This window comes from Serratia liquefaciens, from assembly GCF_027594825.1.
Taxonomy (GTDB): Bacteria; Pseudomonadota; Gammaproteobacteria; order Enterobacterales; family Enterobacteriaceae; genus Serratia; species Serratia liquefaciens_A.
Genome location: NZ_CP088930.1, coordinates 1,927,771 through 1,953,855, shown reverse-complemented (window position 1 = coordinate 1,953,855; position 26,085 = coordinate 1,927,771). Strand labels below are relative to the sequence as shown.

22 protein-coding genes and 1 tRNA gene are annotated in these 26,085 nt (G+C 48.8%); 10 read left to right on the top strand and 13 right to left on the bottom strand.

Annotated features, from left to right (window positions below; translation table 11 throughout):
• The first annotated feature begins 64 nt into the window (after positions 1-64).
• The 4 genes from prfB (at position 65) to LQ945_RS08880 (ending at position 4,399) form a co-directional block, all read left to right on the top strand.
• Positions 65-1,163, top strand: a protein-coding gene (prfB, locus tag LQ945_RS08895; RefSeq protein ID WP_262239622.1) for a peptide chain release factor 2 whose coding sequence is annotated in 2 segments (ribosomal slippage) — positions 65-139 and positions 141-1,163 — 1,098 coding nt in all. Because the reading frame shifts where the segments join, the coding sequence is not laid out codon by codon here.
• Between the two features lie 9 nt (positions 1,164-1,172).
• Positions 1,173-2,690: a lysine--tRNA ligase gene (lysS, locus tag LQ945_RS08890; protein WP_262239621.1), complete on the top strand. Its 1,518-nt coding sequence runs from the start codon at positions 1,173-1,175 to the stop codon at positions 2,688-2,690.
• A gap of 169 nt (positions 2,691-2,859) precedes the next feature.
• Positions 2,860-2,933: transfer RNA gene (locus LQ945_RS08885), tRNA-Gly, on the top strand.
• Between the two features lie 644 nt (positions 2,934-3,577).
• Positions 3,578-4,399, top strand: a complete 822-nt coding sequence (locus LQ945_RS08880) for a DUF4393 domain-containing protein (protein ID WP_270102716.1) — start codon at positions 3,578-3,580, stop codon at positions 4,397-4,399.
• Between the two features lie 477 nt (positions 4,400-4,876).
• Here LQ945_RS08880 and LQ945_RS08875 read toward each other — a convergent pair whose 3' ends face one another.
• From LQ945_RS08875 to LQ945_RS08845, 7 genes are all read right to left on the bottom strand, one after another.
• Positions 4,877-5,122, bottom strand: a complete 246-nt coding sequence (locus tag LQ945_RS08875; protein ID WP_086581104.1) for a hypothetical protein — start codon at positions 5,120-5,122, stop codon at positions 4,877-4,879.
• A 165-nt stretch (positions 5,123-5,287) separates the two neighbouring features.
• Entirely contained in the window at positions 5,288-6,325 is a 1,038-nt protein-coding gene (locus tag LQ945_RS08870; RefSeq protein WP_333482957.1) for a tyrosine-type recombinase/integrase, read from the bottom strand.
• 286 nt (positions 6,326-6,611) lie between these two features.
• Positions 6,612-7,091, bottom strand: coding sequence for a hypothetical protein (locus LQ945_RS08865; protein WP_269935672.1), 480 nt, complete (start codon positions 7,089-7,091; stop codon positions 6,612-6,614).
• 189 nt (positions 7,092-7,280) lie between these two features.
• Positions 7,281-7,910, bottom strand: coding sequence for a helix-turn-helix domain-containing protein (locus LQ945_RS08860; protein WP_269935671.1), 630 nt, complete (start codon positions 7,908-7,910; stop codon positions 7,281-7,283).
• A gap of 595 nt (positions 7,911-8,505) precedes the next feature.
• Positions 8,506-9,444, bottom strand: a complete 939-nt coding sequence (locus LQ945_RS08855; protein ID WP_270102714.1) for a 2-hydroxyacid dehydrogenase — start codon at positions 9,442-9,444, stop codon at positions 8,506-8,508.
• A gap of 9 nt (positions 9,445-9,453) precedes the next feature.
• Complete coding sequence (locus tag LQ945_RS08850) at positions 9,454-10,767, bottom strand: MFS transporter (protein WP_270102713.1); 1,314 nt, start codon at positions 10,765-10,767, stop codon at positions 9,454-9,456.
• A gap of 454 nt (positions 10,768-11,221) precedes the next feature.
• Entirely contained in the window at positions 11,222-15,469 is a 4,248-nt protein-coding gene (locus LQ945_RS08845) for a transporter substrate-binding domain-containing protein (protein ID WP_270102712.1), read from the bottom strand.
• A 778-nt stretch (positions 15,470-16,247) separates the two neighbouring features.
• Here LQ945_RS08845 and LQ945_RS08840 point away from each other — a divergent pair.
• The 3 genes from LQ945_RS08840 (at position 16,248) to LQ945_RS08830 (ending at position 17,791) form a co-directional block, all read left to right on the top strand.
• Complete coding sequence (locus LQ945_RS08840) at positions 16,248-16,874, top strand: response regulator (protein WP_269935668.1); 627 nt, start codon at positions 16,248-16,250, stop codon at positions 16,872-16,874.
• 47 nt (positions 16,875-16,921) lie between these two features.
• Positions 16,922-17,281 carry an Hpt domain-containing protein gene (locus LQ945_RS08835; protein ID WP_270102711.1) on the top strand — a complete coding sequence of 120 codons (360 nt, stop codon included), beginning with the start codon at positions 16,922-16,924 and terminating at the stop codon, positions 17,279-17,281.
• Positions 17,282-17,485: 204 nt separating this feature from the next.
• Positions 17,486-17,791, top strand: a complete 306-nt coding sequence (locus LQ945_RS08830; protein ID WP_048823976.1) for a type II toxin-antitoxin system RelB/DinJ family antitoxin — start codon at positions 17,486-17,488, stop codon at positions 17,789-17,791.
• A 109-nt stretch (positions 17,792-17,900) separates the two neighbouring features.
• Here the strand turns inward: LQ945_RS08830 and LQ945_RS08825 are convergent, their stop codons facing one another.
• The 5 genes from LQ945_RS08825 to LQ945_RS08805 all read right to left on the bottom strand — a co-directional run bounded on the left by LQ945_RS08825 (position 17,901) and on the right by LQ945_RS08805 (position 21,973).
• Positions 17,901-18,029 (bottom strand): hypothetical protein, encoded by a 129-nt coding sequence (locus LQ945_RS08825; RefSeq protein ID WP_270102710.1) that lies wholly within the window; start codon positions 18,027-18,029, stop codon positions 17,901-17,903.
• A 964-nt stretch (positions 18,030-18,993) separates the two neighbouring features.
• Positions 18,994-19,299: a chaperone modulator CbpM gene (gene cbpM, locus LQ945_RS08820; protein WP_262240987.1), complete on the bottom strand. Its 306-nt coding sequence runs from the start codon at positions 19,297-19,299 to the stop codon at positions 18,994-18,996.
• Positions 19,292-20,224 (bottom strand): curved DNA-binding protein, encoded by a 933-nt coding sequence (cbpA, locus tag LQ945_RS08815; protein ID WP_262240988.1) that lies wholly within the window; start codon positions 20,222-20,224, stop codon positions 19,292-19,294. The genes cbpM and cbpA overlap by 8 nt, the downstream gene beginning before the upstream one ends.
• Before the next feature lie 154 nt (positions 20,225-20,378).
• Positions 20,379-20,948, bottom strand: coding sequence for an HdeD family acid-resistance protein (locus LQ945_RS08810; protein WP_269935664.1), 570 nt, complete (start codon positions 20,946-20,948; stop codon positions 20,379-20,381).
• A 128-nt stretch (positions 20,949-21,076) separates the two neighbouring features.
• The gene (locus LQ945_RS08805; RefSeq protein WP_270102709.1) at positions 21,077-21,973 is read right to left on the bottom strand and encodes a LysR substrate-binding domain-containing protein; all 897 of its coding nucleotides are present in this window, start codon (positions 21,971-21,973) and stop codon (positions 21,077-21,079) included.
• A 161-nt stretch (positions 21,974-22,134) separates the two neighbouring features.
• On the opposite strand from LQ945_RS08805, the gene ycaC reads away from it, so the two are divergent.
• The 3 genes from ycaC (at position 22,135) to LQ945_RS08790 (ending at position 25,527) form a co-directional block, all read left to right on the top strand.
• Positions 22,135-22,761: an isochorismate family cysteine hydrolase YcaC gene (gene ycaC, locus LQ945_RS08800; protein ID WP_262240992.1), complete on the top strand. Its 627-nt coding sequence runs from the start codon at positions 22,135-22,137 to the stop codon at positions 22,759-22,761.
• 46 nt (positions 22,762-22,807) lie between these two features.
• Positions 22,808-23,485, top strand: coding sequence for a hydrolase (locus LQ945_RS08795; protein ID WP_269935662.1), 678 nt, complete (start codon positions 22,808-22,810; stop codon positions 23,483-23,485).
• Between the two features lie 275 nt (positions 23,486-23,760).
• Entirely contained in the window at positions 23,761-25,527 is a 1,767-nt protein-coding gene (locus LQ945_RS08790; RefSeq protein ID WP_269935661.1) for an ABCB family ABC transporter ATP-binding protein/permease, read from the top strand.
• A gap of 42 nt (positions 25,528-25,569) precedes the next feature.
• Here the strand turns inward: LQ945_RS08790 and LQ945_RS08785 are convergent, their stop codons facing one another.
• Positions 25,570-25,959, bottom strand: a complete 390-nt coding sequence (locus tag LQ945_RS08785) for a tautomerase family protein (protein ID WP_270102708.1) — start codon at positions 25,957-25,959, stop codon at positions 25,570-25,572.
• Between the last annotated feature and the right edge of the window lie 126 nt (positions 25,960-26,085).

Sequence of the window (26,085 nt, the reverse complement as noted above, 5' to 3'; positions counted from 1 at the left end):
GAATTGCCGGTTCTAATGGCATTTCGCCATCGACGACATCTAACGAAAAAGAACGCTAAAAACCATGTTTGAAATTAATCCGGTAAAAAACCGTATTCAGGACCTGTCCGAGCGGACTGCCGTTCTTAGGGGGTATCTTTGACTATGATGCCAAGAAAGAACGCCTAGAAGAAGTCAACGCGGAGCTGGAACAGCCTGACGTCTGGAACGAACCCGAGCGTGCGCAAGCGCTGGGTAAAGAGCGCGCGGCGCTCGAAGCCATCGTTGAAACCATCGACCAACTGGAGCAAGGTGGTGAAGATGTCACCGGCCTGCTGGAATTGGCGATTGAAGCCGACGATGAAGAAACCTTTAACGAAGCCGTCATTGAGCTTGATCAACTGTCTGCCAAGCTGGAGCAACTAGAATTTCGTCGTATGTTCTCTGGTGAATACGACAGTGCTGATTGCTACCTGGACATCCAGGCAGGCTCCGGCGGTACTGAAGCGCAAGACTGGGCCAGCATGTTGCTGCGCATGTACCTGCGCTGGGCCGAAGCCAAAGGCTTTAAAACGGAAGTGATTGAAGAGTCCGACGGCGACGTCGCGGGGCTGAAATCCGCCACCATCAAGATTATCGGCGACTATGCGTTTGGCTGGTTGCGTACTGAAACCGGCGTGCATCGCCTGGTGCGCAAGAGCCCGTTCGACTCCGGTGGCCGTCGTCATACCTCCTTCAGTTCGGTGTTTATCTACCCGGAAGTGGAAGACGATATTGATATTGAAATCAATCCGGCGGATCTGCGTATCGACGTGTATCGCGCTTCCGGTGCGGGTGGTCAGCACGTAAACAAAACCGAGTCGGCGGTGCGTATTACCCACTTGCCGACCAACATCGTAGTGCAGTGCCAGAACGACCGTTCTCAGCATAAGAACAAGGATCAAGCCTTCAAGCAGCTGCGAGCCAAGCTGTACGAGTTTGAGATGCAAAAGAAAAATGCTGATAAACAGATGATGGAAGACAACAAGTCGGACATCGGTTGGGGCAGCCAAATCCGTTCATACGTGCTGGATGATTCCCGCATCAAGGATTTGCGCACTAACGTTGAAACGCGCAACACGCAGGCCGTATTAGATGGCGACCTGGATAAATTCATTGAGGCAAGTTTGAAAGCCGGGTTATAAGGAACAGAAATGTCTGAGCAACAACCACAAGGCGCCGATCAGGCGCTGGATCTCAATAACGAGTTGCAGTCACGCCGTGAGAAACTGGCTGCGCTGCGCGAGAACGGCATTGCGTTCCCGAATGATTTTCGTCGCGACACCACGTCAGACAAGCTGCACGCAGCTTACGGCGAAAAAGACAACGAAGAGCTGGAAGCGCTGGGCGTAGAAGTCACAGTAGCCGGCCGTATGATGACGCGCCGTATCATGGGTAAAGCGTCATTTGTCACGCTGCAGGACGTTGGCGGCCGTATCCAGCTGTACGTTGCACGTGACGATCTGGCGGAAGGCGTTTACAACGAACAATTCAAGAAGTGGGACCTGGGCGATATCGTTGGCGCACGCGGTAAGCTGTTCAAGACCAAGACCGGTGAGCTGTCCATCCACTGCACCGAACTGCGTCTGCTGACCAAGGCCCTGCGCCCGCTGCCGGACAAGTTCCATGGCCTGGCGGATCAGGAAACCCGTTACCGTCAGCGTTATCTGGATCTGATCGCCAACGACGAATCGCGCAAGACCTTCCAGGTGCGTTCCCAGATCATGGCAGCGATGCGTAACTTCATGGTGGAACGTGGCTTCATGGAAGTCGAAACCCCTATGATGCAGGTGATCCCTGGTGGGGCTTCCGCACGTCCGTTCGTGACTCATCACAACGCGCTGGACATCGATATGTACCTGCGTATCGCGCCAGAACTGTACCTGAAGCGTTTGGTGGTAGGCGGCTTCGAGCGCGTGTTCGAGATCAACCGTAACTTCCGTAACGAAGGCGTTTCTCCGCGTCATAACCCAGAGTTCACCATGATGGAACTCTATATGGCTTACGCGGATTACAAAGATCTGATTGAACTGACCGAGTCCCTGTTCCGTACCCTGACCGAGAAAGTTTTGGGCAACTCTCAGGTGCAGTACGGTGATGAAGTGTTCGACTTCGGCAAGCCGTTTGAAAAGCTGACCATGACCGAGGCGATCAAGAAATACCGTCCGGAAACCGATCTGGCCGATCTGGCTGACATGGGTAAAGCGGTAGCTATCGCTGAATCCATCGGCATCAAGGTTGAGAAGAGCTGGGGCCTGGGTCGCGTAGTGACCGAGATCTTCGAAGAAGTGGCGGAAAGTCATCTGATTCAGCCGACCTTCATTACCGAATACCCAGCGGAAGTGTCCCCGCTGGCGCGTCGTAATGATAACAACCCGGAAATTACCGACCGCTTCGAGTTCTTTATCGGCGGCCGTGAAATCGGTAACGGCTTCTCCGAGCTGAATGACGCAGAAGACCAGGCGCAGCGTTTCGCTGACCAGGCTAATGCGAAAGACGCCGGTGATGACGAAGCGATGTTCTATGACGAAGACTACGTCACTGCGCTGGAGCACGGCTTACCGCCAACGGCCGGCCTGGGTATCGGTATTGACCGTATGGTGATGCTGTTCACCAACAGCCACACCATCCGTGACGTGATCCTGTTCCCGGCCATGCGCCCGCAGAAATAACGTTTCGTAGAGCAGATATCAACCGGTGCAGGCAACTGCGCCGGTTTTTTTTGCTTGTTGGATCGGACAGGAAGGTTGCGCATGCTAACTGCTTAAAACACCAGCAGTTACGCGCTATCTCCGCTTGCCCGCCGGGGATAACCGGTTATAATGATCGCCGCACACCGATGCGGGTGTAGTTCAATGGTAGAACGGCAGCTTCCCAAGCTGCATACGAGGGTTCGATTCCCTTCACCCGCTCCAAAGCCTTTCTTTTTGTACCTTCTCGTTAGAAATCATAAAATTCAGAAGTGATTGAATGTCCAGGTTCCGACAAAGGTATCTCTAGGAATTGCCCATCGCTGTTGTAGCGTGGTGTATGGTTCTGGGAGCATATCAAACCGCTTGCGGTCGTTCTACTGTCTTACCGCGATAGCTTAACAAGAACAGCATGCCGTGCCATCGGCTCTAAACTCTCCCAAAACATAGTTCATCGCAGCATTCAGCCCCGATGCCCCTTTACAGGGATAAACAGGCTAAAGTGATACGCACCGGTAGCGAAAGACCCGGCTCTATCTCCGGCTGGCCCACGGTTCCTTAGGATGCACGGGCGACCTGATAACGATGATGCGCTATGATAATCTGATGATGTCGCTGACGCTCCGCTGCTTAGGTATCACTAACCGGGGCTTTATGGCCGGTATTATTCAAATTCAACCATCAACTGGCGTAGTTATTGAAAATAATATCACCCACATGCATTCACCAGTTCAATCAAGAATTTCTATTATATATACCAACGAGTATCGACTCTTCATAAATACTACTATCTAATATGAATCTATTGATTTAAATAACTCAAAAGGATATAAGGTAATGTCGAAGATAAATATACGATGGGTAGTTTTATGTCTGAAGAGAACTCGCAAACAAAAACCAGTCAAGTCACTGATATTGTTCATGCTGTGGCAGCGGTCACCAAAGAGGTACCAATCTACCAAGATGCTATACAGCCTGCGGCACAAGAGGTGGGTAAGGCTTTAGGTACCGTTGCAAAATTAGTAAACGTTGCATTGGCTCCAGTTAGTGCTTTGGTATGGGGCTATGACCAAATAAAAGAGTTTACCGCCACCAAAGTTGCCAGAAAACTAGAAAATGTTCCACCAGAAAACATTATCACACCAAAGCCTAATGTTGCAGGCCCTGCTATTGAAGCGTTACGCTATACAGGACATGAAGAATCATTAAGCGAAATGTATGCCAATTTATTGGCCACAGCAATGAATAAAGATACGATAGAGAATGCTCACCCGGCTTTTGTGGAAATAATTAAACAATTAACGCCTGATGAAGCAAAAATAATAAATTTATTTCTTGACTCAGGAGTTGTTTTTCCGATAGTTACTATGCAATCAGAAGGGAATGGTAAGTCTGCGGGTACGAACAATGTCTATGAGAATTACTCTCATATAGGAATAAAGGCTGGTTGCGATAACCCTCACCTAACCCCCGCATACTTAAATAATTTATGCCGATTAGGATTGTGTGAGATTCCTAATGGGCAATACTATGTTATTGAAGAACACTACAATGACTTATTGTCATCTGATTTTCTCAATGGTTTCAAGAAAGAAATAGAAAGCAGAGGTCTTAAGTTTAAGTATGATAAATCCTACCTACATATAACAACCCTAGGGAAACAATTTGCGAAGGCATGCACAAATAAATAATCTATTTTGAATAGCATTGTAATAACGATGCACACTGCGAACATTATTTCAGCAGTTAATTTCCAGTACCGATGTGTACTGCGGTCAATTTTTGTTGTGCTCATGAGAGAGCCTCCCTGCACCCTGACAGCCCTCATTGTCCCCCATACCCCTTTCGACATACGTGAAGATAAAGGGAGGGGTATCACTCTCCCTTCAATACCAGCGCCTGATTCTACTTTGAGAGGTTCTCAGCGAGACGCAGAGTATCGTGCAGGGTGAACCCGCCGAACTGCTGTGTATGACTGCTCAAATCTGAGCATACCCTCTCTGATTGTATAACCAGTACCAACAACCGATCAGTTGGTGATGTTAGTCGTGCTGAGGTGACTGGTTTGTCAGGTATGATTAGGAGCGCCGCTTAATGTGTTGGGCGAGGGGTATCAGGCATAGAGGCAGGGAAAGGGCGACGAAAGCCGCCCTTAGAGTATGTATTACTTAGCGTTTCTTGTCTGACTGTGAAACAACAGTTCCGGCAAGGGTACGTGTAAGAGCTGCGGAACGAGGATTATCTAAAGCTGCTGAAGCCTTTGATTCCATTGAAGCGCCAGTCTGTTTGCTTGTACCTGATTGAGCCAAGGCCGAACCAGCCAAGCTTTTTTGAATTGCTGAAGCGTTAGGGTTGTTCAGTGTTTGCGCAGCCGTTGAGGCTACTGATTTAGAGGTTTGTTTGCTATTTGCCATTTCTATGACCTTATCGTTGTTTAGGGTACGAATCACTTGCATGTAGTGCATTTATTTAAATACTAACACTACATGTTGTGTTAACTGTATATCTACCCAGCAATAAGATCAAGAAGAATGTGGGTAAAGCTATGTAAGATTTTCAGTGCATTACTGAATGCTGAACTACAAGCCCTGATAATTCACTAACTCTATGATCTTACTTAACTCTTCAAGTTCAACTCCTTGACTATAAACCTGTTTCGCCATTGTCTTCTGTGTGTGGCCTACAAGCGCGGCTATCCTGCTGTCGTCTATGTTGTGCCTGTCCAAACTGGTGATAAACATTCCCCGTAGGCTGTGGAAGCACTGCCGATCTGTAGCGTTCGGCAGCACCTTATTCCGTAGGCGGGTAAATTGCTGACTGAACCACGGTCCACGCTTGGCATCTGCTCTCTTGATGGCGTTTGCTTTAGGCAGCAAGTACCGCCCGTGCTGCCCCTGAGCATTCAAACGTTTGTACTTCTGGATGATGTCTACCAAAGCAGAGTGAATAGGCACCAATCGAACGCCTGCTTTTGTTTTGGCTGCCTGAATACGGAAGCACTGCACACCGTTGATTTCCGGCACGTCATCAACACCGAGAGAGGCAATTTCATTCAGACGCATTCCTGAGTACAGGCCAATAAAAATAACGTCGTGAAGTTTTTCCTCGGCATTACCGAGAAGGGTTGTAATCTCTGCCTGCGTGAACGGCTGGTAACTGCTAACAGTCCGCTTCGCCTCAAGTCGGTGCCCTATGAATGGTGACGCGGCGGGGATTCCGTCATAACAGCGGCGGGCGTACTCGTACACCGAGTTCAGGCCGGACAGGTAGTTCTGGATTGTCTGGGCGGATTTCTTGGGTTTTAGAGCACGGATGAACTGCGTCACCGATGTGCGGGTGATGCCGGTTATCTCGGTATCAGCAACGGTTAAATGTTCGAGCAGGAGCCGTACCGCTAGAGTGTGTTTACTGATGGTGCTGAGGCTGCGTGTTTTTTTGTATTCAGCTAGGTATTCGGAAGTAACGGCTTGAAGCATTACCCGGTCACCGGAAGTCACTGCCGATACTTGTCCTAGTTGCTGTACCGCGTTGATGGCGCGATTTAACGTAATAGTTTCGGTATCAACAGCGTGTTTTTCTTTTACGTGGTTCCATTCAACAACTAATCGGTCGCGCACTGTTCGGGCTTTCTGGACGTCACGTTGACCAGTGCTTTTCCTGAACAGCCTCCGGCCATTTGTTAAATGTCGCATATGCTGAGGCACTGCTATTTGAAACATCCAAATACCGGATTCGTGTCTGTACAGGTACTGATTTCTCGCACTGTTACCCATAGCGTTATCCCATTCTCTGATGTAGTATTCACCGCATCAGCAATGGGATTAGGCACTTACCGGCAGTTCGGAAAGTACCTATGTTCGATTCCCTTCACCGCTCCAAACACCCTTCTGGCAGCATCTTCATTTACTCTAAATTCGAACCCGCTAGCTTTCTGCGTGACAATATCTTTCTGCGGATAAATTTTTTTACTTCCTGCTGGAGAGTTTGAAAATTGAATTTGGCCAAGGCGCTTTCAGTCGGTAAGTCAGAATCGCTTTTTTGCAAATCTGCCAGATTCATCCTTGGGATTTTGCTCCCTTGCGTAAGCGATTTTATGCGTAGCTTGGACACTGGCCTGACTCCGGTATCTCCCCGCTTGATTTTGACCTCGGCATGCTGTGTTAGGTTACCCTCGTCGGTTAAGGGCTCTTGATGTTTTCCGCTGGTCGGTTCATTTGTATCCCCGCTATGAGGGTTATTAGGCGACAGTTTGCCATCTTGCATGGAGTGCAAAATAGCAGGGATATTGGAAATGTCGATCATCCTCAAAAGTGATGGCAGCAGCGCCAGTAGCAATAGCAGCATGCTGAGTAAACCAAGCAGGGTTGCGCGGTTTAGTATCATTTTGCGGTTTCCTTTCGGTGCGCAGTTGCTGAGTTATCGATTACCCGTAATTTATTGTTGGTCGGGCAATCGACAATCCTGATAAGGCACGCTGTAAACCGAATAGAGAAAAACGCATTTATTTCCATCGTTAGTCTGCTTTTGAAGAAAAGACGCTTGAAAATAAGGATGAATTTCCCTGTGAGAGGGTTACATCAGAACATGTCGTCCAACGTCCTTTAAACCGCCACACAACAACCAAAAATGCAGTTCGGCATTGCGTTTGAAATTCAGCTTTCGCATTGCGTTACGTTTATGCTGGCTGATGGTCTTTTCACTGAGATTCAGTTTTCGTGAAATCGAAATGTTGGGCAGGCCTAAAGAAAGATAATGAATGACTTCATACTCTCTGGTAGAGAACCTGGCGAATCGGGATGCGTTATTAAAATCACAGCGATTTCTTTTATTTTTAATAATTTTGGAGAAAACAACGCGCTCAACGGTTTCAAATAGAGCCTCGACACTTTTATTGCGCGAGATATAAGTGAATTTCTTTCGGCTGGCGCTGTTGGCAACCGGCGTTGAACCTCGTTCTTCCTCAATCAAGAAAACCAATGGGCAGCACGCCTTCGCTTGCGAATACAGATAATGAGGCAGGGTGCTTTCGCTTGGATTGGCTGCCAGAAAGATGATGTCGGCCGTCCGGTATTCGAAGGTGTTTTCGGTGAAGCGCACATTCACATTTTTTGAGTGGAAGTAGATCTCCAGTGCCTGCTGGATGCCATGCATGAAGTAGCGATTTTTATCCGATAAAAATACGGTTATTGATTCTTTGAGCATAAGTGGTTCCTTCCCTTAAAAAGATACTCAGATTCCAATATTTACGCTGGACTATCATCGATTAAATCGATTGAATATTGGTATGAATGATAAGCTTGATCCATGCTTTTGTTGGATGATCATATCGTTAATCATGTTAGATATGGATATAATTTTGAGCTAAATCAATAAAACAGAATTTTAAACTTCATACGTTATGATTATTGGTGCTCATTCTCGTAAGTTGACTTGTTGTATTACAAAGATGGTTTTTTATTGTGTTAATTTAAAATTAAAACATTGATTGTTTATTTTTTATTTGTTTGTACTTTGTTTTTACTCACTCAGGTAATTATTATTTGTTATGGTAATATTTAATTTCCTTAGGTTAGGCCATGTAACCTTGCATTATCAATGGCATACCTGAGTTCAGTCAGCTTGTACAATTCGGGAGGGTATTCCTTTGGAGTTACACAGGAATAATTCCGATCGTGTATTAGAACTGAAGCTGCTATGCCGGAGATCGCCACCCGTGTTGCCCCCGTCAAACAAGTGAATCACACCTCTCGTTGGAGCTGCTGGAGTGATTCCCCCTAGGTGGCGCTATTGTCGAAAATTAAGGTTTATTTGTTGGAGTAAGCAAGGGCTGGCCGGAAAAGTAGGCACTAATGTTTTCGTAAACCAGATCCGACATTGCCTTGCGGGTGCTCTGCGTGGCACTGCCCATGTGAGGAGTGATCACCACATTATCGCGTTGCAGCAGCGTTGCTGGCACGTTCGGTTCATCGCAGAACACGTCCAACCCCGCACCGGCAATCAACTTATGTTCAATGGCGTGCACCAAAGCAACCTCATCAACGACCGAGCCGCGGGCGATATTGATTAAAATCCCCGCGGGGCCCAGAGCCTGTAATACCGCGGCATTGACCAGGGCTCGGCTGTTCTCTCCCCCTGGGGTGCACACCACCAGGAAATCGCAGTGTGTCGCCAGTGCTTGTGGTGTTGCACAGTACTCTTCCGCAAAGTCTGCGTGCCGCGTACGGCTGTAATAATACACCGACATATTGAACGCTGAAGCACGCTGGGCGATAGCCCGGCCAATACGGCCCAGGCCGAGAATGCCGAGCCGGCTACCGCTGACCTTGTTTGTCCAGGGGTAGCTTTGGCTGGCCCAGTCACCGCGTTCGATAAAGCGCTGCGCGCCGACAATTTGGCGGGAGCAGGCTAGCATCAATCCAAAGGCTAAATCGGCAACGTCGTCGGTCAGTACGTTTGGCGTATTGCTGATCTGAATATTACGTTTGTAGGCGGCTTGAGCATCCACCCGTTCATATCCCACGCCAAAAACGGCGATCAATTGCAGGTTGGGATAGCGCGCCATAGCAGTGTCGTCTAATGGAGTTTCACCGTTGATTAATAAAACGCGAACCTGAGGTATCAGTTCAGCCTGTTGCTCTGTGGTGAGTTGGGCGTAATTGAATAAGGTGAAGTGTTGGTGCAGGCGCTGGGTCAATTGCATAGGCACCGGTGCTATCTGCAAAATAACGTTTTCCATACTTTCTCCTTAGTGTCCTACCGTATCTTGGTGTATTGGCAGTTTGGTGATGTGCTTCCGGCGCCCAATTTGCAAACCGATAATTCCCCCTAATACCAAGGCAATTGCCACCATAATTAAGGCGGCATCATAGCTGTTGGTCATATCTTTAATTCGGCCAATAACCGGTGGTAGCGCCAGCCCAACGATATTGGCCACGGCATTGATCAGCGCAATGGAAGCCGCTGCCGCTACGCCGGACACCGTTTCCGTCGTCACAGCCCAGAAAATGGGGATGATTGCCCAGTTCAACGCAATGGTGAATACCAATAGAACATAGGCCAATGCCAGATTGGTGGTGAATATGGCCCCCAGTAGCAACAGTCCGGAAAGGATTAGCGGTAGCCCCAGGGGTAAGGCGCGGGCTCGGTGGGTGTCGGAATAGTGGCCGTTAAAGTACATAAACAGACAGGCGAACAAAAACGGGACGGCGGAAAGTAAGGTAATGATGAAATTGCTTTGCTCGCTGACCACGCCTTTGATGATCAATGGCAGGAACAAGCCGATGCCGATGGTGCCGAAGGCTTGTAATAACCACATAAGGCTCAGCAGCCATACTTTGCGGTTTTTGAAGGCGGCTTGCCAATGATGCTCTTGCTGCGCTGGTGTTTGCCTGGCTTCTTGCGTGAGTACGCCTGCCAACCAGGCGCGCTGTTGGGGCTCCAGCCATTTGGCGTCTTCCGGTTTGTTGTCCAGGTAGAAATAGACTGTGATGCCCAACAACACCGCCGGAGCACCTTCCAACAGGAATAACCAGCGCCAGCCGGCGATATTCAGCACATCATTCATCTGCAGAATAGCGCCGGAAATCGGTAAGCCAATGAGTGAGGCGAGCGCTGCGCCGATATAAAACATCGACATGGCGCGGGCGCGATCGCTGCGAGGATACCAGCAGGAAAGGTAATAAATAATCCCGGGGGTAAAACCAGCCTCCGCCACCCCAAGCAGAAAGCGCATGATATAGAGCTGCAGCGGCGTTTGCACCAGGCTCATGCCCATGGCAATGATGCCCCAGGTGACCATTATTCGGGCGATCCAGATTTTCGCCCCTACGCGGGTGAGAATAATATTACTGGGAATTTCAAACAGGATATAGGAAACGAAGAATATGCCTGCCGCAATGCCATACATTTCTGCGGTTAATGCCAAATCGGCATTCATTTGTAATGCGGCTACGGAAATATTAGCGCGATCTATATATGCAATTAAATAAAGCAGCATGATGAATGGAATAAGTCTTAAGTTCATTTTCTTTACGGTTGAATGATGAAGGTTATTATCCATTTTATCTGACCTGTATGAAATTAAATTAGAGTGAGTTTTTTATCGTTATTTGTTTTTGTGGGTGATTTATCATGACCTGATTTATCACAATTGCATCACTGATGCTATGGTTATATGTTTTTTGATAAAATAAAAAACATATGTTTTTTGAATTGTTTTTTTGTTGGTCGCTTTGTGGTTTAATTAATTGAATTTATTTGTTTTTTTATTTTTGTTGCTGGGCTGATGACTATTTTATGGGTTTGAGTAAGCATGTTGTTTAATGGGGCATTAAATTAAGCGTAACGTTTATGCTGTTGTTTTAATTGTTAATTTAATTGGCGCTATAAATGATTTGTTTTTCTTTTTTCTTGGTGGGCGATAAATAAAAGGAAGTAATCAACCAATGATTAACTTCCTTGATGCCTTGACCAAAAGTTGCATCGGCAGCGCCGAGCTATTTTTTGTTTTGCTGCTACAGCATGTGCAACTGCAGGATCAACTGTGCAATAGCCTGCTTGAAACCCTGCAGATCGCCGGTGAGATTAATTTTCCCCTGATTTAGCCGTGTTTCCAGCCTTGTCGCCTGCGTGGCCAGTATATGGCAATTAAGCGCCCCCAGATCCAATGCCAGGTGGCGCACAATCAGCGCTTGTTGTGCGGCAGAGCGGCTGGCGGCCAACTGATGCAGCCCATGCTCCAGATTGCCCAGCATCATACCCATGACCACTCTGGCCTTTTCTTCTGAGCCATAACGCTTATTCAACGAGGCCATGCCTATAGTGAAAAAATGATTTGGGTTGGTTGCACCGAACGTCGTTGAAGCAACTGTTCTTGGCGTGATAAATCGGGTGAGAATGTCCCTCAGCCCTTTAATATCAATAGGTTTTGTTAAATAAGCGTCCATGCCGGCAGCAAGGCACTGATCTTCTTGTTCTTCCAGTACGCCCGCCGTGAGTGCGACAATTTTCAGTCTTGCGCTGTTCGTCGCTGCCTCTTTCTTGCGGATCAGGCGACTTAATTCCAGACCATCTATATAGGGCATATGGCAGTCGACAATCGCCAGGCCATAGCGGGTAGTTTCTATTGCCTGCAAAGCCTGTTGGCCATCCTCAACGATATCGAAGCAATAGCCCAGGATTTGCAACTGATGTTTGATCAGTTCCCGGCTGATAGGGTGGTCTTCGGCGACCAATATCAGGCTGCCGTTAGCCAGGGCATGTTCGCGGTTCTGGGTGATATCTGGCGCCTCTTCTACTGTGGGTTCATAGACGTTGACGGCCTGTTTTTTTTGCTCGATTAACAAAGTGGTGCAGATTTTTTTAACCCTCTCCCACGATAATGGCGTGACGTTGAGGATATGCGGATCGGTCGAATTGTCCGGCAGCGGTTTTTCAGTCAATACGATCATGTTGTCCCTGACGGCGGCTGGTATCGCAAGATTGGACAGCATGGTTTCCTCTATAAACAGCAAATCGCAGCCGGTTATGATAAGCGACGGCGTCTGCGTACCTGACAGGCAGGCAACGGTAACGCCTAATGCCAACAGCATTTCCCGCAGGTTCTGGCCGATAACGGCGTCATCGCACCAAAGGGTAGCTCGAGTACCCAACAGCTCCGGCAACGCGGCTGACGGTGTGTAGACGTCGAAGTGGACATCGAAACTGAGGGTGGTGCCTTCGCCCGGCTCACTGAGCATGGTGAGTTTTCCGTTCATCTGCTGCGCCAGGCCTTTGGAAATAGCCAACCCTAAGCCGGTGCCGCCAAAACGGCGGGTGGTGGAAGCCTCTGCCTGTTGAAAAGGTTGGAACAATTGTTGCTGCATATCCGCAGGGATGCCGATACCGGTATCAACCACGCTGAAGCGCAAAAACTGCCGGCCTTTCTGTTCGCCGAGTAAAACCAACCGCAGCGTAATGTTGCCCGCATGGGTAAATTTCAGCGAGTTACTGAGGAAGTTCATTAAAATTTGGCGCAGCCTGACCGGGTCGAACAACAGCTTTTGGGCGACTCTGCTATCCAGATACAGATGCAGTGACAGGCTCTTTTTCAACGCTTGCAGGTTCAGGGTTTGCATCATTTCCGACAGGAATACTCGGATATCCATCGCCAGGTTTTCCAGCGAGACCTGGCCCGCCTCCAGCTTGGAGAAATCAAGAATATCGTCAATCACCTGGGTCAAATGCTGCGCAGAACTTTGTACAGTAACCAGCATTCTGTTTTGTTCATCGTCCAGTCGGGTTCTTTCTAGCAGCTCCAGCCAGCCAAGAATGCCGTGTACCGGGGTGCGTATCTCATGGCTCATGGTCGCCAGGAAAGTCGCTTTTGCACGGGCTGCGGCCTCCGCCTTGGTTTTTGCTTCGAGCAGCATGCGTTCCTGGTGGCGGGATTGAGTGATATCTTCAAAATAACCGCCCCATAGCACATCCCCGTTGCTCTCACGTTTACCCTTGCCTGAATTGACACGGATCCAGCACTGATTGTTTTTGACCTGCATGCGGAATTCGTTCTGGAAGGGGGCCAGCGTGCCCTGCATGCGAACCAAATTCTCTTGCAGCATGGACATATCTTCGGCATTCACCCGTTGCTGGAAGCTTTCATGATCCGCCATCATGGTTTCGGCAGATAAGCCGAAGGTGGCTTCTGCGGCACCCGCCACGTAGGTAAAATGTATATCGCCATTTACCGAAAGGCAGACTTGAAACACGGTAACCGGCAGCGATTCGGTCACGTCGGTCAGCAGGGCTTCTGAGATTAACGCTCGTTCTTCAGAACGGCGGATATCCGTGACGTCGACCAATACGGTAACGCTGCCGCCAGGCCCCCCGTCAACGCTGAAGAAGGGTTTGAGCCAGAACAACCCCTCCCGCATTTCCCCTTTGGCATTGGCATAGCGCAGTGGACGGTGGATGCCTTCCTCGGCCGACAGAGCCGCGCGGTTTTCCGGCTCGCGCTCCAGCGAGACGATGGCATCGATGTAGCCGCATTCTTCTGGCGTTTTACCCAGCATATGCGCGGATGCATGACCGGTCAGTTTCTCAAAGGCGCTGTTGACCGCGATATAACGATCGTGGTGGTCCTTGCCCAATACCGGGAACGGGATGGTTTCCAACAGAGCATGCTGGAAGCTGAGCTGGTCTGCTAAGGTCATCTGGGCGCGGATCCTGCGGCTGGTTTCCTTACGCAAACGCCAATAGGCGATGATAAGCAGTGCCATGATCAAGCCGACGGCCAATATGGCGGGCAGGATTTTCCTGATGATAACCAGAAGATCGACGTCTTCCTGGAACGTGATCGGGAACCAGGCGCTGCGGATCTGCTCTTTGCGATCGGTGCTGATATTTGCCAGAGCCTGGTTGATCAGCGGGATGACATAGGCGTACTTTTTGGTGACCGCCACCGCCAGTTCGGCATAGTAACCGGTCGGTGCCGCGACCTTTAATATGTTGGGGTATTGCTCGGTAATAATGCGATCGGTGACCACCAGATTGCCGATGTAGGCATCTACCTGGCGGTCGGCCAACAGCTGCAGACCTTGTTCTGCAGTATCGGTATGAATCAGAGTCAGCTCCGGGTTTTTACGCAGTAGCGTTGGGATGGGCTCTGCGTCCTCGGATATCGCTACCCGCGCCTTGCCAAGGCTTTCGATACCTTCGATATTGCTGGTTTCTTTGCGCGTAGCGATCATCAGCGGAAAGCGTGCGTAAGGTTGACTGAAGGCTAAAAACTGCATGCGCTCTGCGGTTGGCGGCAAACCGGGGACCAGATCGATTTCGCCTTCCTTGATCATTTTCATTAATTCATTCAGTGAACGAACCCTGACACGTTCAGATTTAAGCTGCAGCTGGCGGCGTATCAGATCGAAATAGTCTTCGACCAGGCCGCTGGGTTCACCATGCTGATTGCGAAAAGAGAACGGCGGATAGGATTCCAGGTTGCTGACCTGCAGGTGTGGCAATTGATTCAGTAAAGTAATCTGATCGGGAGAAAGGTTGATGCGTTCCGTTTTTGGCAATCGGGCAGGGAAGGGAGCGACCCATTTTTCAAATAACGCCTGTTGTTCACGCCAGCCAATGTCGGTAATGGCCACATCGAATGCGTTGGCCAGTAACGGGTTTTCCCGTGGAAAGGCGAATCTTAGCGTTTGCAGTGGTAAATAGGCATTGCCCACAGTTCTGAAAGCTTCGCTTTTGTTAAGGGCAATATGGTAGCGGATAGTGTAGCGATTGCCGATGAATGCATCGGTTTCGCCTTGCTCGACGCTGAGCAGAGCTGCGGTCTGGTTGACGAATTCATGCAGCCTGATGGCGGGATAAACCTCCGGGATCAGCTCGGCTTCGGGCGAACCGTTGACTACGGCAACCGATGCCTTGGCGAGGTCTGAATGATCCAGAATGTGGCGATTGTCGCGGGCGCTGACAATAATCAGATCGTTCTCGCCGTAAGGCTGGCTGTAGCGCAGATATTTGGCACCTGAGAACGTGGGGGACATATTCATGACCACATCGATTTCGCCGTGCCTCAGCGCCTGCATCATATCGAGACGATTTTGATACTCTTTAACCTTTAGCGTTAATTTTAATCGACTGGCGACTTCGTTGAGTACGTCCGGCGCAAAACCGGTTAATTGGTTTTTAACCTTATCTTCCAGTGGAGGCAATCCGCCTTCATAGGTGCCAACCCGCAATTCCGGGTGAGATCTGATCCACTCTTTTTCTTCCATTGTCAACTCTGCGGCGTGAAGTGCCGGCATGACCAGGGTAAAGAGGGTTAATGCGAACCAGCATATAAGGCCGACTAAATTATTTTTAAGCGTTATAAAGAACATATCGGCTTATACCTTGTTTAAAAACTACTCATTGATCTGCAGTTGTTTCATGTGGAATGGGCTGGTATTAATTTTTAGGTCAACCAAGTGTAAATTAGCACTAATTGATAATTTTAAAATCAGGAAAAGGTTATGTGCCAAAGCTGTTGAGCCTTAATAAGTTACGAATACTGTAGGGATATTTCCAAATAGAGGTATAGACATTATGGCTGGAAGGCGTTGAGATAGGTTATAGAGACGCTTTCTTTTAACCTATCGGAACACGCTTTCAATTTTGTAAGGGAATCCTGATTTTTTTGTAATCATTTGCGTTATATTGTGTAATGTTTCCCTTACACATATTCCGTGGCGGGTGAATGTACTTTTCCCAACGGCATAGGCGCGAAATTCGCAATAATGATATGATCTGTTTAACAACAAATAATGAGCGGTTATGGCAGGTAACATCAATAAAAACAGAAGGTAAGTGAGAGTCCTCTATGGTGGTGATCATGAGGGTATAGTATGATTCATTGCTACGATTAATGGTTTTTATGGCTTAATATAAAATAATCTTAGCCATTCATGCGATTGTGAACAACGTATCATTGAGCCAGGTTTTGATTATTCATTATCATCTTTTTGAGCTTTCCAGGGCAGCAGTAAATCGACAAAAATAATGAGGTAGTGACCGATGAAGAGTGTTTTGGTTGTTGACGACCATCCTGTCACACGTTTTGCCATTAAAGTGTTGTTGGAAAAAGAAGGCCTCAAGGTAATTAGTGAAACGGGTGATGGTTTTGAGGCGCTATCATTAATTGAAAAACACAAGCCGGACCTGGTTATCGTTGATATCGACATTCACTCTATCAGCGGTATTGAGCTGGTTCAGCGTTTGCGCAAGCGCCAGTTTAGCGGGGGTATCCTGATGTTGTCGGGAAAAGATGAACCTTACTATATTAAAAATTGCGTAAGCGCCGGAGCCGATGGTTTTATCAGTAAGGCAAATAACCTATGCGATCTTCACAGCGCTGTGGTGGCAATTAGCGCTGGCTATGGCTATTTCCCTTTAAAACAGGCAAGACAACAAATTTTGCAGCCCGATGAAGATAACCAAAAAAATGCAATTGCTTCGCTTTCGGCAAAAGAGTTGCAGGTATTACGTTATTTGGCAAAAGGCATGCGATTGGTCGATATTGGTTTGCAGATGAATATAAGTGATAAGACGGTAGGGACCTATAAAAGAAGAGTTATGGCCAAGTTGGACCTTAATAGCATGATGGAAACCTATGAGTTTTGCATGAAAAATAATTTGGATTAAATAACCTGGGCGAAAAATACGCAAAAAACAATATAGGGAAGAATGTAATGGATGACTTTCAGCTGTCATTATCTGCACATGTGGATATCAACCGACTTTTTCAGGTTGCTGGCAACGACATTTCTTTTATTAAAACGCTACTTTATAAAGCTAACGAAGAAAATATAAAGGAAATTGCCCTGGCCCAAACCTTGGCAAAGCAGGGCGATCGGGTTGGGGTTGCCAAAACGGTTCATCGATTAAAAGGCTCTGCGCAAACCATCTGTGCGAAAGAGATTGCGGCGGCCTGTTTGGCCTTCGAGAACCGAAGGTTGGAAGATATGCACCCTGATAAAATCTATAGCGGTTTGAAATTAATAGAATTAATGATATTTTCTTTGAATGACTGTTTAATCCATCTGCGTTAGTTCGAGCATGATGATGAGGTAATAACAGAGCATTTAAACGCGCACTCCCGGTTATGTCATCTTTACCTTACGAGAGGTGTGGTTATTGCTCTCACTATAACCGTCAATCGCGTTGCGGCGCCGAGCTGAATTCTCATTTTTATCCGCTATCTCCAGCGCAATAATACCCTGACAGGATGAAATAAATGTCACCAGGAGGGTTTTATGACACGCGATAGCATTGTTCAGGCGCGAATTGACACGAACTTAAAACAACGCGCAGAAGCGGTATTCAAAGAGATGGGCATGACCGTTTCTGAAGGCATTCGGATGTTCCTTGGCCGCATAGTGAAAGAGGGAGCCATGCCGGAAGAACTGCTCAATGGCAGTAGCGCTAACCGCGAACAACCTTGCTACCAGGCTTATAATGATATTCTGTCCCAGCTGGAATATCCTGAAACCCAGCGTAACTATTCTCAATATAAATCAGAAAAACTAGGGAATATGTTGAATACCGATAATCGCAGTTAGGCTATTCATTTCTCTATAATAAAATGAATACTTTCGCACTCTGCTCAGCGGTTTCGACCGCTGAGACATATCACTGACTTTATACAGAAAACCTTCTTGGTTGCTATTTTTAGGAAACGACAATTAAAATCCCCAGAATGGCGATCAGCACAATCCAAAACCACTTAGAGGTTTTTTCAGGCTTCCATTCTTCACCATACTCTACCCGATAACCCTGCTTACGCTGTTTGTCATCCATTTCATTCCCTGAGCATCAAGATCCATAAATATCCCTGGTCGCATTTTAAGATGAATCCTAACGACGTTGAATTTAAACTGCATTTTTAGGTAAAAATCCTAACGGTAAGTGCGGGAAAGTGGTAAAAAACACCGTCAAAAAGAGCGATAAATGAGCTTGTTGTTGTGGTCTGCCTGGGGGGTACTGCCGGGGAGGAAATTGCCGATTAATACGCTTAGGGTTGGTATCAATGATAAAAGCCCTGACCGTTGAAGCCAGGGCTTTTAAGGTACTATTGACTTCAAATTTAACATTAATAGGCTTAATTTTTTACTGCTGAAGTTCTACACTAAATGTACAGGTTAATCATAGATAATATTGGGTTAACAAAAACCTCCCCTATATTTATCAGTTTAAACTCAGCGCCAACCTAAATAGTACAGGTATGGCATCTCAACTCGTACATCTCCCCTCGCGATATCTATTCTTTGATGCATAGCCTCACTTCTATTGCGATCTGCTTTCACTGTCTTACTCATTGATCGCAAACAAAAAACAGTTCTATCATGGCCTTACATCATCGCGTTTTGGTACACACCCTGCGATTGTCGGTACTTATGACGTGGCCTTAAAGCTTCATCGAACAAGACTGTAACTTTTCTCAGCATCGATGGCCCATACTAAAAAAACTTCGTGGCCTTTATCGCAAAATAAATTAATAACAACTTACTTAACACTTCTACTATTAACAGCTGCTATCATTACGCTGCTGTTGATTACCAATCTACGGGTTTATCAAACAGTGTCAATACTGTTTTTAATGACATGTCTTTATTAACAGTGCTTATGAAATACCCGCGAGGCCTTATTTTTCTGTATTTAAAGCCTATTTTCATTGGTGTCCATCCGCTCAGGGGAAATATTACGGCGAAATTCCTTTTTCTGAGCGGAAAGGGGAACGATGTTATGGGCCGTTTGCACCCTATCAGGCTTTGGTGACGAACCGCGCCAGCCGTTGGTGCAACTGGCTGTTCTCTTTACGTAACTGCTCAATCTCTTCGAGCAATGTCAGGGTGACAGCAATGCCCGGCCAGTCCAGCGCCAGTTCATGGTGCAATTGCTGAGCGCGATGGAAAGTGATCAAGGCGCGATCGTCAAAGATCCACTCTTCCGTTGCCGGGTTGCGCGGCTCTATAACGCCCAAGCCGACAATCTCCGTTAGCTCATCCTCAGTCACACCGGTATGCAGACAAAACTCGGTAATGGTGAAAGTTACTTTTAGGTTAGCCATTTTGCTTACTCCACTCTTTGCGCGGATCAAAGCTCGCCTGGGTTTCCGCCAGCTGTTGCCACAGCGCAGCACTCTTTTCGTCCGGCTTCGGCGGCATCATGACCTTGATCACGGCATACAAATCGCCGGTTTCCTTTTTGCCGACCAAGCCTTTTCCCTTAACGCGCAGGCGCTGCCCGGTTTGGCTGCCGGCAGGGATGGTCAACAAAATGCTGTCTTTCAGAGTAGGAACCGGCACCTTGGCACCGAGTGCAGCTTCCCAGGGGGAAATCGGCAGCACAATTTCCAGATCGTGGCCTACCACGTCGAATAATGGGTGCGGAGCAATGCGGATGATAAGGTAGAGATCGCCGTTTGCGCCGCCGTCACTGCCCGGTCCGCCCTGGCCCTTAAGGCGAATGCGTTCGCCATCGCCTACGCCGGCAGGGATCTTCACATTAAGGGTTTTGGGGATCTCCTGCTCCACCATGCCAAAGGCGTTATAGACCGGCAGGCTATAGCGGATAGTGCGAGCTTGTTCGGCCACCGTTTCTTCCAGGAATACGGCCACTTCCATTTCAATATCTTGCCCGCGTATGGCCCTGCTTTGGCGCTGACGCTGGCCGCGCGCATGTTCGCCGAACATGGAGGAAAAGATATCGGAAAAATCTTCGGCATTATTTGCATTTGCGTGAGCATGCTGGGTTTGGCGGCCGAAGTTAGGGTCATTGCGATGTTGGCGGAGTTGATCATATTCAGCGCGGCGCTCGTCGTCTTTCAGCACCTCGTAGGCTTCGGCCACTTCTTTAAACTGCGCCTCGGCATTTTTTTCCGTACTGACATCAGGATGATACTTTCGCGCCAACCGGCGGTAGGCGGTTTTTATCGCCTTGAGGTCATCTGATGGTTTGACCCCTAAAATGGTATAATAGTCCTTGAATTCCATAGCGTTATCATCTCATTTCAATCTTTCGTCAGGGGAAGTAACTGAACCTGCTTTGCGTGCAACCTGATTAATATTAAGGCACTTGGCCGCCGATGTATCGGGGTAATTGTCGGCAGCGTAACGGAAAAGCGGAGCCGAGCGGCCCCGCCTGAGATCACGAGCGTTTCAACTGTCGGGCTACCTGGAACAGGCCAAAGGAGCTGAACAGCATTTCAATACCGACAATGGTGGTGACCAACACCACGGAGGTCATTGGATCGGCACTGAACAGCATCCAGGCAATGATCAGATCCAAAATACCAATCACGTATTGCAGCCAGCTGCCGCTGACTTCACGGAGCTTATAGCCGGCTATCAGTCGAACAATGCCGCCCAGAGCGAACAACACGGCAAGATAGACCGCCATGGCGAAAATGCCTACCGCCGGGTTGGTGATAAACACGTAGCCGATAATAAGATAAGCCACCCCCAGCAAAATACCGCCGATCAGCGGCCAGGTATTTTGCACTCGGTTAGCCAACATGCCGAAAATGAGACCGAAACCACTCAGCAGCAAGAAAATGCCCATGACCATACTGAGCGCGGCACCGGAAGCGAAGGGGCTGAACAGGCAAAAAATGCCGCCTAATAAGAGCAATATTGAGATGATTAACAGCGGGGTACGTTGTTTCTTTAAGCTTTGTTCATCGATAATCAGCGAGCGACGTGGACCCATATTTAACATGACGCATCTCCTTAACTGTTTGGATATCCTGTATTGTTTTTCCCTGGTAATTATAATACCTGCCGCCGAACGCGGGAGGATAATTGTGCGTAATCGTTGTTTCTTATCGGATAAGTCTTTTGGAACCGTCACACTCCCAGCGAAAAATCCTCGACGATAAAATCAATCAATGCCCTGACGGCGGGCGGCAGCCCCTGACGTGACGGATAAAGCGCGACAATTTTTCGCGGTTCCAACTGCCAATCATTCAGCAGCGTTGTCAGGGTGCCATCGAGCATTTCCTGACGGACTAGCTCCAGTGGCAGGCAGCCGATACCTCTTCCGCTGAGGATGGCCTCTTTGATTAATCTGATGTCGTCGCAAACCAGGCAGGATTCGTTGCTTATCTTGACTTCCCTGCCTTCTTTACTGAATGTCCATGCCGATTGAAGGTGGGAGGACAACCAGCCAACGGTGGGCATTCCGTACAGGTCTGTCGGTTTTTTTATTTGGTTTGGCTTAACCCGGCCTGAGGGATTCAGCATAAAAGAGGGGGAAACAGAGGCAATTCGCCGCATGACCAGGTTGCTGCTTTTGGATCCTTTCCCCATACATTGAAATGAAATGTCGTACCCTTCTGCAATGATATCCACGTCACGATTAAATATTTTCACATGAAGTAACACGTCAGGGTATTTCAGCATAAATCTCGCCAAGGTTTTTGACAGACCGAGATCCATAAGAATGTTGGGGCAAGTCATTCTTATTTTTCCCGTGGGTTGATCGCTTTTGTTATTGATCAGGCTTTCGGCTTTTTCTGCTGCGGCGATCATTTGCACACAATGTTGGTAATATTCTTTTCCTATTTCGGTGATCATGATGTTTCGGGTTGATCGTTGTATCAGCCTGACATTAAGGCGTTGCTCAAGTGCGGATATTTTTCTGGAGAGCGTGGACTTAGGTATACCAAATTTCTTACTTGCGGCAAGAAAGCCACCGCATTCAATGACCTTGGCAAACATAAACATTTCATTGAAATCTATCATAAATACTACCTTCCCATTGGTGAAACACTGATTTCCAATAATCGAACTGTTTGCCGGTTTGATTCATTGCTAGGTTAAATATGACGCCTTCATTCATTGATGGATGCTATATCGATGGAAGGCCGCTAACAATCGGAAATTGATGATAAAAGGAATTGTAAATGACTTTTAAATACAATAGGTTGGATAAGGAACAGGCTGCGGTACTGTTAGTTGATCATCAGACCGGATTATTATCTTTAGTGCGGGATCAGGACCCGGATAAATTTAAAAACAACGTGTTAGCCTTGGCGGATTTAGCCAAGTATTTCAACTTGCCCACGGTGTTAACCACCAGCTTCGAAAATGGCCCTAACGGTCCTTTGGTTCCTGAGTTGAAACAAACCTTCCCCGATGCACCCTATATCGCGCGCCCAGGCAATATCAACGCCTGGGATAACGATGATTTTGTCAAAGCAGTAAAGGCAACCGGCCGCAAGCAGTTAATCATTGCCGGGGTGGTGACCGAGGTTTGCGTGGCATTCCCTGCGTTATCGGCGTTAGAAGAGGGGTATGAAGTGTTTGTGATCACTGACGCCTCCGGAACCTTTAATCCAATCACGCGTGATGCAGCCTGGGATCGCATGTCAAGTGCGGGCGCTCAACTGCTGAGTTGGTTCGGCGCAGCCTGCGAGCTTCACCGCGACTGGCGCAACGACATTGAAGGGCTGGGGGCTTTGTTCTCCAATCATATTCCCGATTACCGGAACTTAATGACCAGTTTTAGCCTTTTGACCTCAGGAAAGTAGCCACTCTCCGACCACTAGACGTTTCAGGATGATTAAGTGAGGATCTATGAGCGTTCCAGCCAATTTTAATAACCAGCGTCCGGTGATTAATCCGGCCGATGCCGTGATGTTGTTAATTGATCATCAAAGCGGTTTATTTCAAACCATCGGCGATATGCCGATGCCCGATCTGCGTCGCCATGCGACAGCACTGGCCAAAATTGCCACCCTGGCCAATATGCCGGTCATTACCACGGCCTCGGTGCCACAGGGGCCAAACGGGCCACTGATCCCAGAAATCCATGCAAACGCACCGCATGCGCAATATGTGGCACGCACCGGGCAGATTAATGCCTGGGACAATGCCGATTTCGTACAGGCGGTAAAGGCCACCGGGAAAAAGCAGCTGATTATTGCCGGCACCATTACCAGCGTTTGTATGGCATTCCCGGCCATTAGCGCGATTGCCGATGGTTATCAGGTGTTTGTCGTGGTTGATGCGTCCGGCACCTACTCAAAAATGGCGCAAGAAATTACGCTGGCCCGGGTGGTTCAAGCCGGTGCGGTACCGATGGATACCGGGGCCGTGGCATCAGAAATTCAACAAACGTGGAATCGAGAAGATGCAGCGCAGTGGGCCGAGGTTTACACCTTGATTTTCCCATCCTATCAATTGCTTATCGAGAGTTACAATAAGGCTCAGGACGTCATCACTCATCACGAGACGTTGGACTCTCAGAAATAAAATCCGTGTGGGCTTCCAGGGCAGTTCAATGCCATGGGGCCCTTGTCTTGCTTTCGATCATTCGGGCTTGTGAATCAGGTCAGTTATCGGCGTTTCACCGGCCCGCTCATGAGTAAACAAGGGTGTAAAAGCCACGCCGTTGCTTGCTGGGGGTAACCACTGCTGTCCAGACTGCCAGGAGGTAAAAGAGCGAATTACCGAAGGTTTTTCATGGCATACGTGCCAGAATATAAAAAACCACGCCGCTCTGCTGACTGAGACAATAGATACCTGATATGGACCGTTCCCGCTTATTGAAGTTTCTGCTGCCCTACCTGTGGCCTAAAGATAACCCCAGGCTGCGTTATTACCTGGTGATCGCCTTTGTTTTTATGGTGGTTTCCAAGGTCAGTATCACGCTGGTGCCGCTGGCTTATAAAGCCATGGTCGATGCCTTGAGCGGTGAAACCGCCCAAATGCTGGCGATCCCCATTGGTTTGATCCTGGCCTATGGTGTGGCGCGCGTCGGGGGCGCGTTATTTGAAGAGTTGCGTAACGTGATGTTCGTGCACGTTAGCCAGAATGCGACCCGCTTGCTGGGATTGCGCGTATTTAGACAGTTGCATGCGCTGAGCCTGCGTTTTCACCTGGAGCGGCAGACCGGCGGGCTGTCGCTGTCGATCGAACGCGGCACTCAGGCGGTGGCGACGGTGCTTTCGCGGCTGCTGTTCTCCATTTTTCCTATCCTGTTCGAAATCACCCTGGTTTCGGTGATCATGTGGCATCTGTTAAACGGCTGGTTTGCGCTGGCGATTTTGGTGACGGTGGGCTGCTATATCCTGTTCACCGTGATGGCCGTCAGTTGGCGAACCCGTTTCAGGCGTGAGCTCAACCGGGCCAACGCCGATACCAACAGCAAATCGCTCGACAGCCTGCTGAATTACGAGACGGTCAAATACTTCGGTAACGAGGATTTTGAGGCCGATCGGTTCAATATGTCGCGCCGCCTGTATGAATATGCCGCCATCAAAAACCAGTTCAGTTTTACCGCCATCAACCTCGGGCAAACGGCCATTATTTCCATCGGATTGATCGTGATGATGGCGATGGCAGCGCAGGGCATTGTGCAGGGGCGGATGACGGTCGGTGACTTTGTGTTGGTGAATGCCTATCTGCTGCAGCTTTATCAGCCGCTGAATTTCTTCGGGTTTATTTATGCCGAAGTCAGGCAGGCGCTGATCGACATGGAGAACATGTTCGATCTGCTGCAGGAAGAGCAGGAAATTGTCGACAGGCCAGATGCGACAGCGTTGCAATTGCGCGCAGGTGAGGTGAGTTTTGACTCGGTCAGCTTTGGCTATGATGAGCGTCGGCCGATCCTGAAAAACGTCAGTTTCACCATTCCGGCCGGCAACACGGTGGCAGTCGTCGGCGCTTCGGGGGCCGGTAAATCCACGCTATCCCGGCTGCTGTTTCGTTTCTACGACGTGAACGGCGGTGCCGTCTCGATTGACGGCCAGGATATCCGCGGCCTGAAGCAGGCCAGCCTGCGCGCGGCCATCGGCATCGTGCCGCAGGACACCGTGTTGTTCAACGATACGTTAGGCTACAACATCGGTTACGGCAAAACCGGTTCGAGTCAGGAAGAGATCGAGCGCGCGGCTCGGTTGGCGCATATTCACGAGTTTATCGTCAGCCTGCCCGATGGGTATGAAACACGGGTGGGCGAGCGCGGGCTCAAGCTGTCGGGTGGGGAAAAGCAACGGGTGGCGATTGCTCGCACTATCCTGAAAAATCCGGCGATCCTGGTGTTCGACGAGGCAACCAGTGCGCTGGATACCCAGACCGAGCGCGAAATTCAGGCGCATCTGCGTGAGGTGAGCCGCGACCATACCACATTGGTGATCGCGCACCGTCTGTCGACGGTGGTGGATGCCGATGAAATCATCGTGCTGGAGGCCGGTGAGATCGTTGAGCGTGGGCGGCATGACGCCTTGCTGGCTGCCAACGGCCGCTATGCTGCAATGTGGCAAAACCAATATAGCGAAGAGCAGCAGTCCTGAAAGTATTGCCCCAGGTGATAACCCAGGCCTGGGGCTCGGAAGTTAAAGATCGCCAGTCAGGTATTGTGCCACGCCCTTGCCGAAGCTCCAGTCACCCTTGCTGTTGGTGGTAATGGACACCATTAAGTCATCGCCTTCAATCCCGCAGCTTTCTTTCAGCTCACGGCAAAGCTCGGCATAAAACCGTTGTTTTTGCTCTTCGGCTCGCGGGCTGGTAATCACCCGAACCACCACCAGATCTCGGGTACGGGTCAGGTTAAGGCCGGTATCTTCAATCACCATGTGCTTAGCCTTGTTTTCATGAACAATCTGGTAGCGATCGCGAGTGGGAACCTCAAAGGCGCTGAGGACGGCACGGTGGGCTGCATCAAGCAATTGTTGCAGTTCGGCGTCGCTGCGGCCTTCGATAACATCAAAGATAAGTAATGGCATAGTAATAATCCTGTCAGTGAGTTAATGGTTTTTTCTGTACGCAGGGCAGCGTTTTGACATCGCCTTTGAGCATGTATCTTAGCCAAGCACCGGAACGGGAAGAAGCGCTATACTTGAACTCATTGT

Coding starts and splice junctions, on each gene's coding strand:
- LQ945_RS08825 (WP_270102710.1), bottom strand. CDS start 18,029: ATGGATGACAAACAGCGTAAGCAGGGTTATCGGGTAGAGTATGGTGAA.
- LQ945_RS08845 (WP_270102712.1), bottom strand. CDS start 15,469: ATGGAAGAAAAAGAGTGGATCAGATCTCACCCGGAATTGCGGGTTGGC.
- LQ945_RS08790 (WP_269935661.1), top strand. CDS start 23,761: ATGGACCGTTCCCGCTTATTGAAGTTTCTGCTGCCCTACCTGTGGCCT.
- LQ945_RS08840 (WP_269935668.1), top strand. CDS start 16,248: ATGAAGAGTGTTTTGGTTGTTGACGACCATCCTGTCACACGTTTTGCC.
- LQ945_RS08805 (WP_270102709.1), bottom strand. CDS start 21,973: ATGATAGATTTCAATGAAATGTTTATGTTTGCCAAGGTCATTGAATGC.
- LQ945_RS08830 (WP_048823976.1), top strand. CDS start 17,486: ATGACACGCGATAGCATTGTTCAGGCGCGAATTGACACGAACTTAAAA.
- LQ945_RS08850 (WP_270102713.1), bottom strand. CDS start 10,767: ATGGATAATAACCTTCATCATTCAACCGTAAAGAAAATGAACTTAAGA.
- LQ945_RS08810 (WP_269935664.1), bottom strand. CDS start 20,948: ATGTTAAATATGGGTCCACGTCGCTCGCTGATTATCGATGAACAAAGC.
- LQ945_RS08860 (WP_269935671.1), bottom strand. CDS start 7,910: ATGCTCAAAGAATCAATAACCGTATTTTTATCGGATAAAAATCGCTAC.
- ycaC (WP_262240992.1), top strand. CDS start 22,135: ATGACTTTTAAATACAATAGGTTGGATAAGGAACAGGCTGCGGTACTG.
- LQ945_RS08795 (WP_269935662.1), top strand. CDS start 22,808: ATGAGCGTTCCAGCCAATTTTAATAACCAGCGTCCGGTGATTAATCCG.
- LQ945_RS08865 (WP_269935672.1), bottom strand. CDS start 7,091: ATGATACTAAACCGCGCAACCCTGCTTGGTTTACTCAGCATGCTGCTA.
- lysS (WP_262239621.1), top strand. CDS start 1,173: ATGTCTGAGCAACAACCACAAGGCGCCGATCAGGCGCTGGATCTCAAT.
- cbpA (WP_262240988.1), bottom strand. CDS start 20,224: ATGGAATTCAAGGACTATTATACCATTTTAGGGGTCAAACCATCAGAT.
- LQ945_RS08875 (WP_086581104.1), bottom strand. CDS start 5,122: ATGGCAAATAGCAAACAAACCTCTAAATCAGTAGCCTCAACGGCTGCG.
- cbpM (WP_262240987.1), bottom strand. CDS start 19,299: ATGGCTAACCTAAAAGTAACTTTCACCATTACCGAGTTTTGTCTGCAT.
- LQ945_RS08855 (WP_270102714.1), bottom strand. CDS start 9,444: ATGGAAAACGTTATTTTGCAGATAGCACCGGTGCCTATGCAATTGACC.
- LQ945_RS08785 (WP_270102708.1), bottom strand. CDS start 25,959: ATGCCATTACTTATCTTTGATGTTATCGAAGGCCGCAGCGACGCCGAA.
- LQ945_RS08880 (WP_270102716.1), top strand. CDS start 3,578: ATGTCTGAAGAGAACTCGCAAACAAAAACCAGTCAAGTCACTGATATT.
- LQ945_RS08835 (WP_270102711.1), top strand. CDS start 16,922: ATGGATGACTTTCAGCTGTCATTATCTGCACATGTGGATATCAACCGA.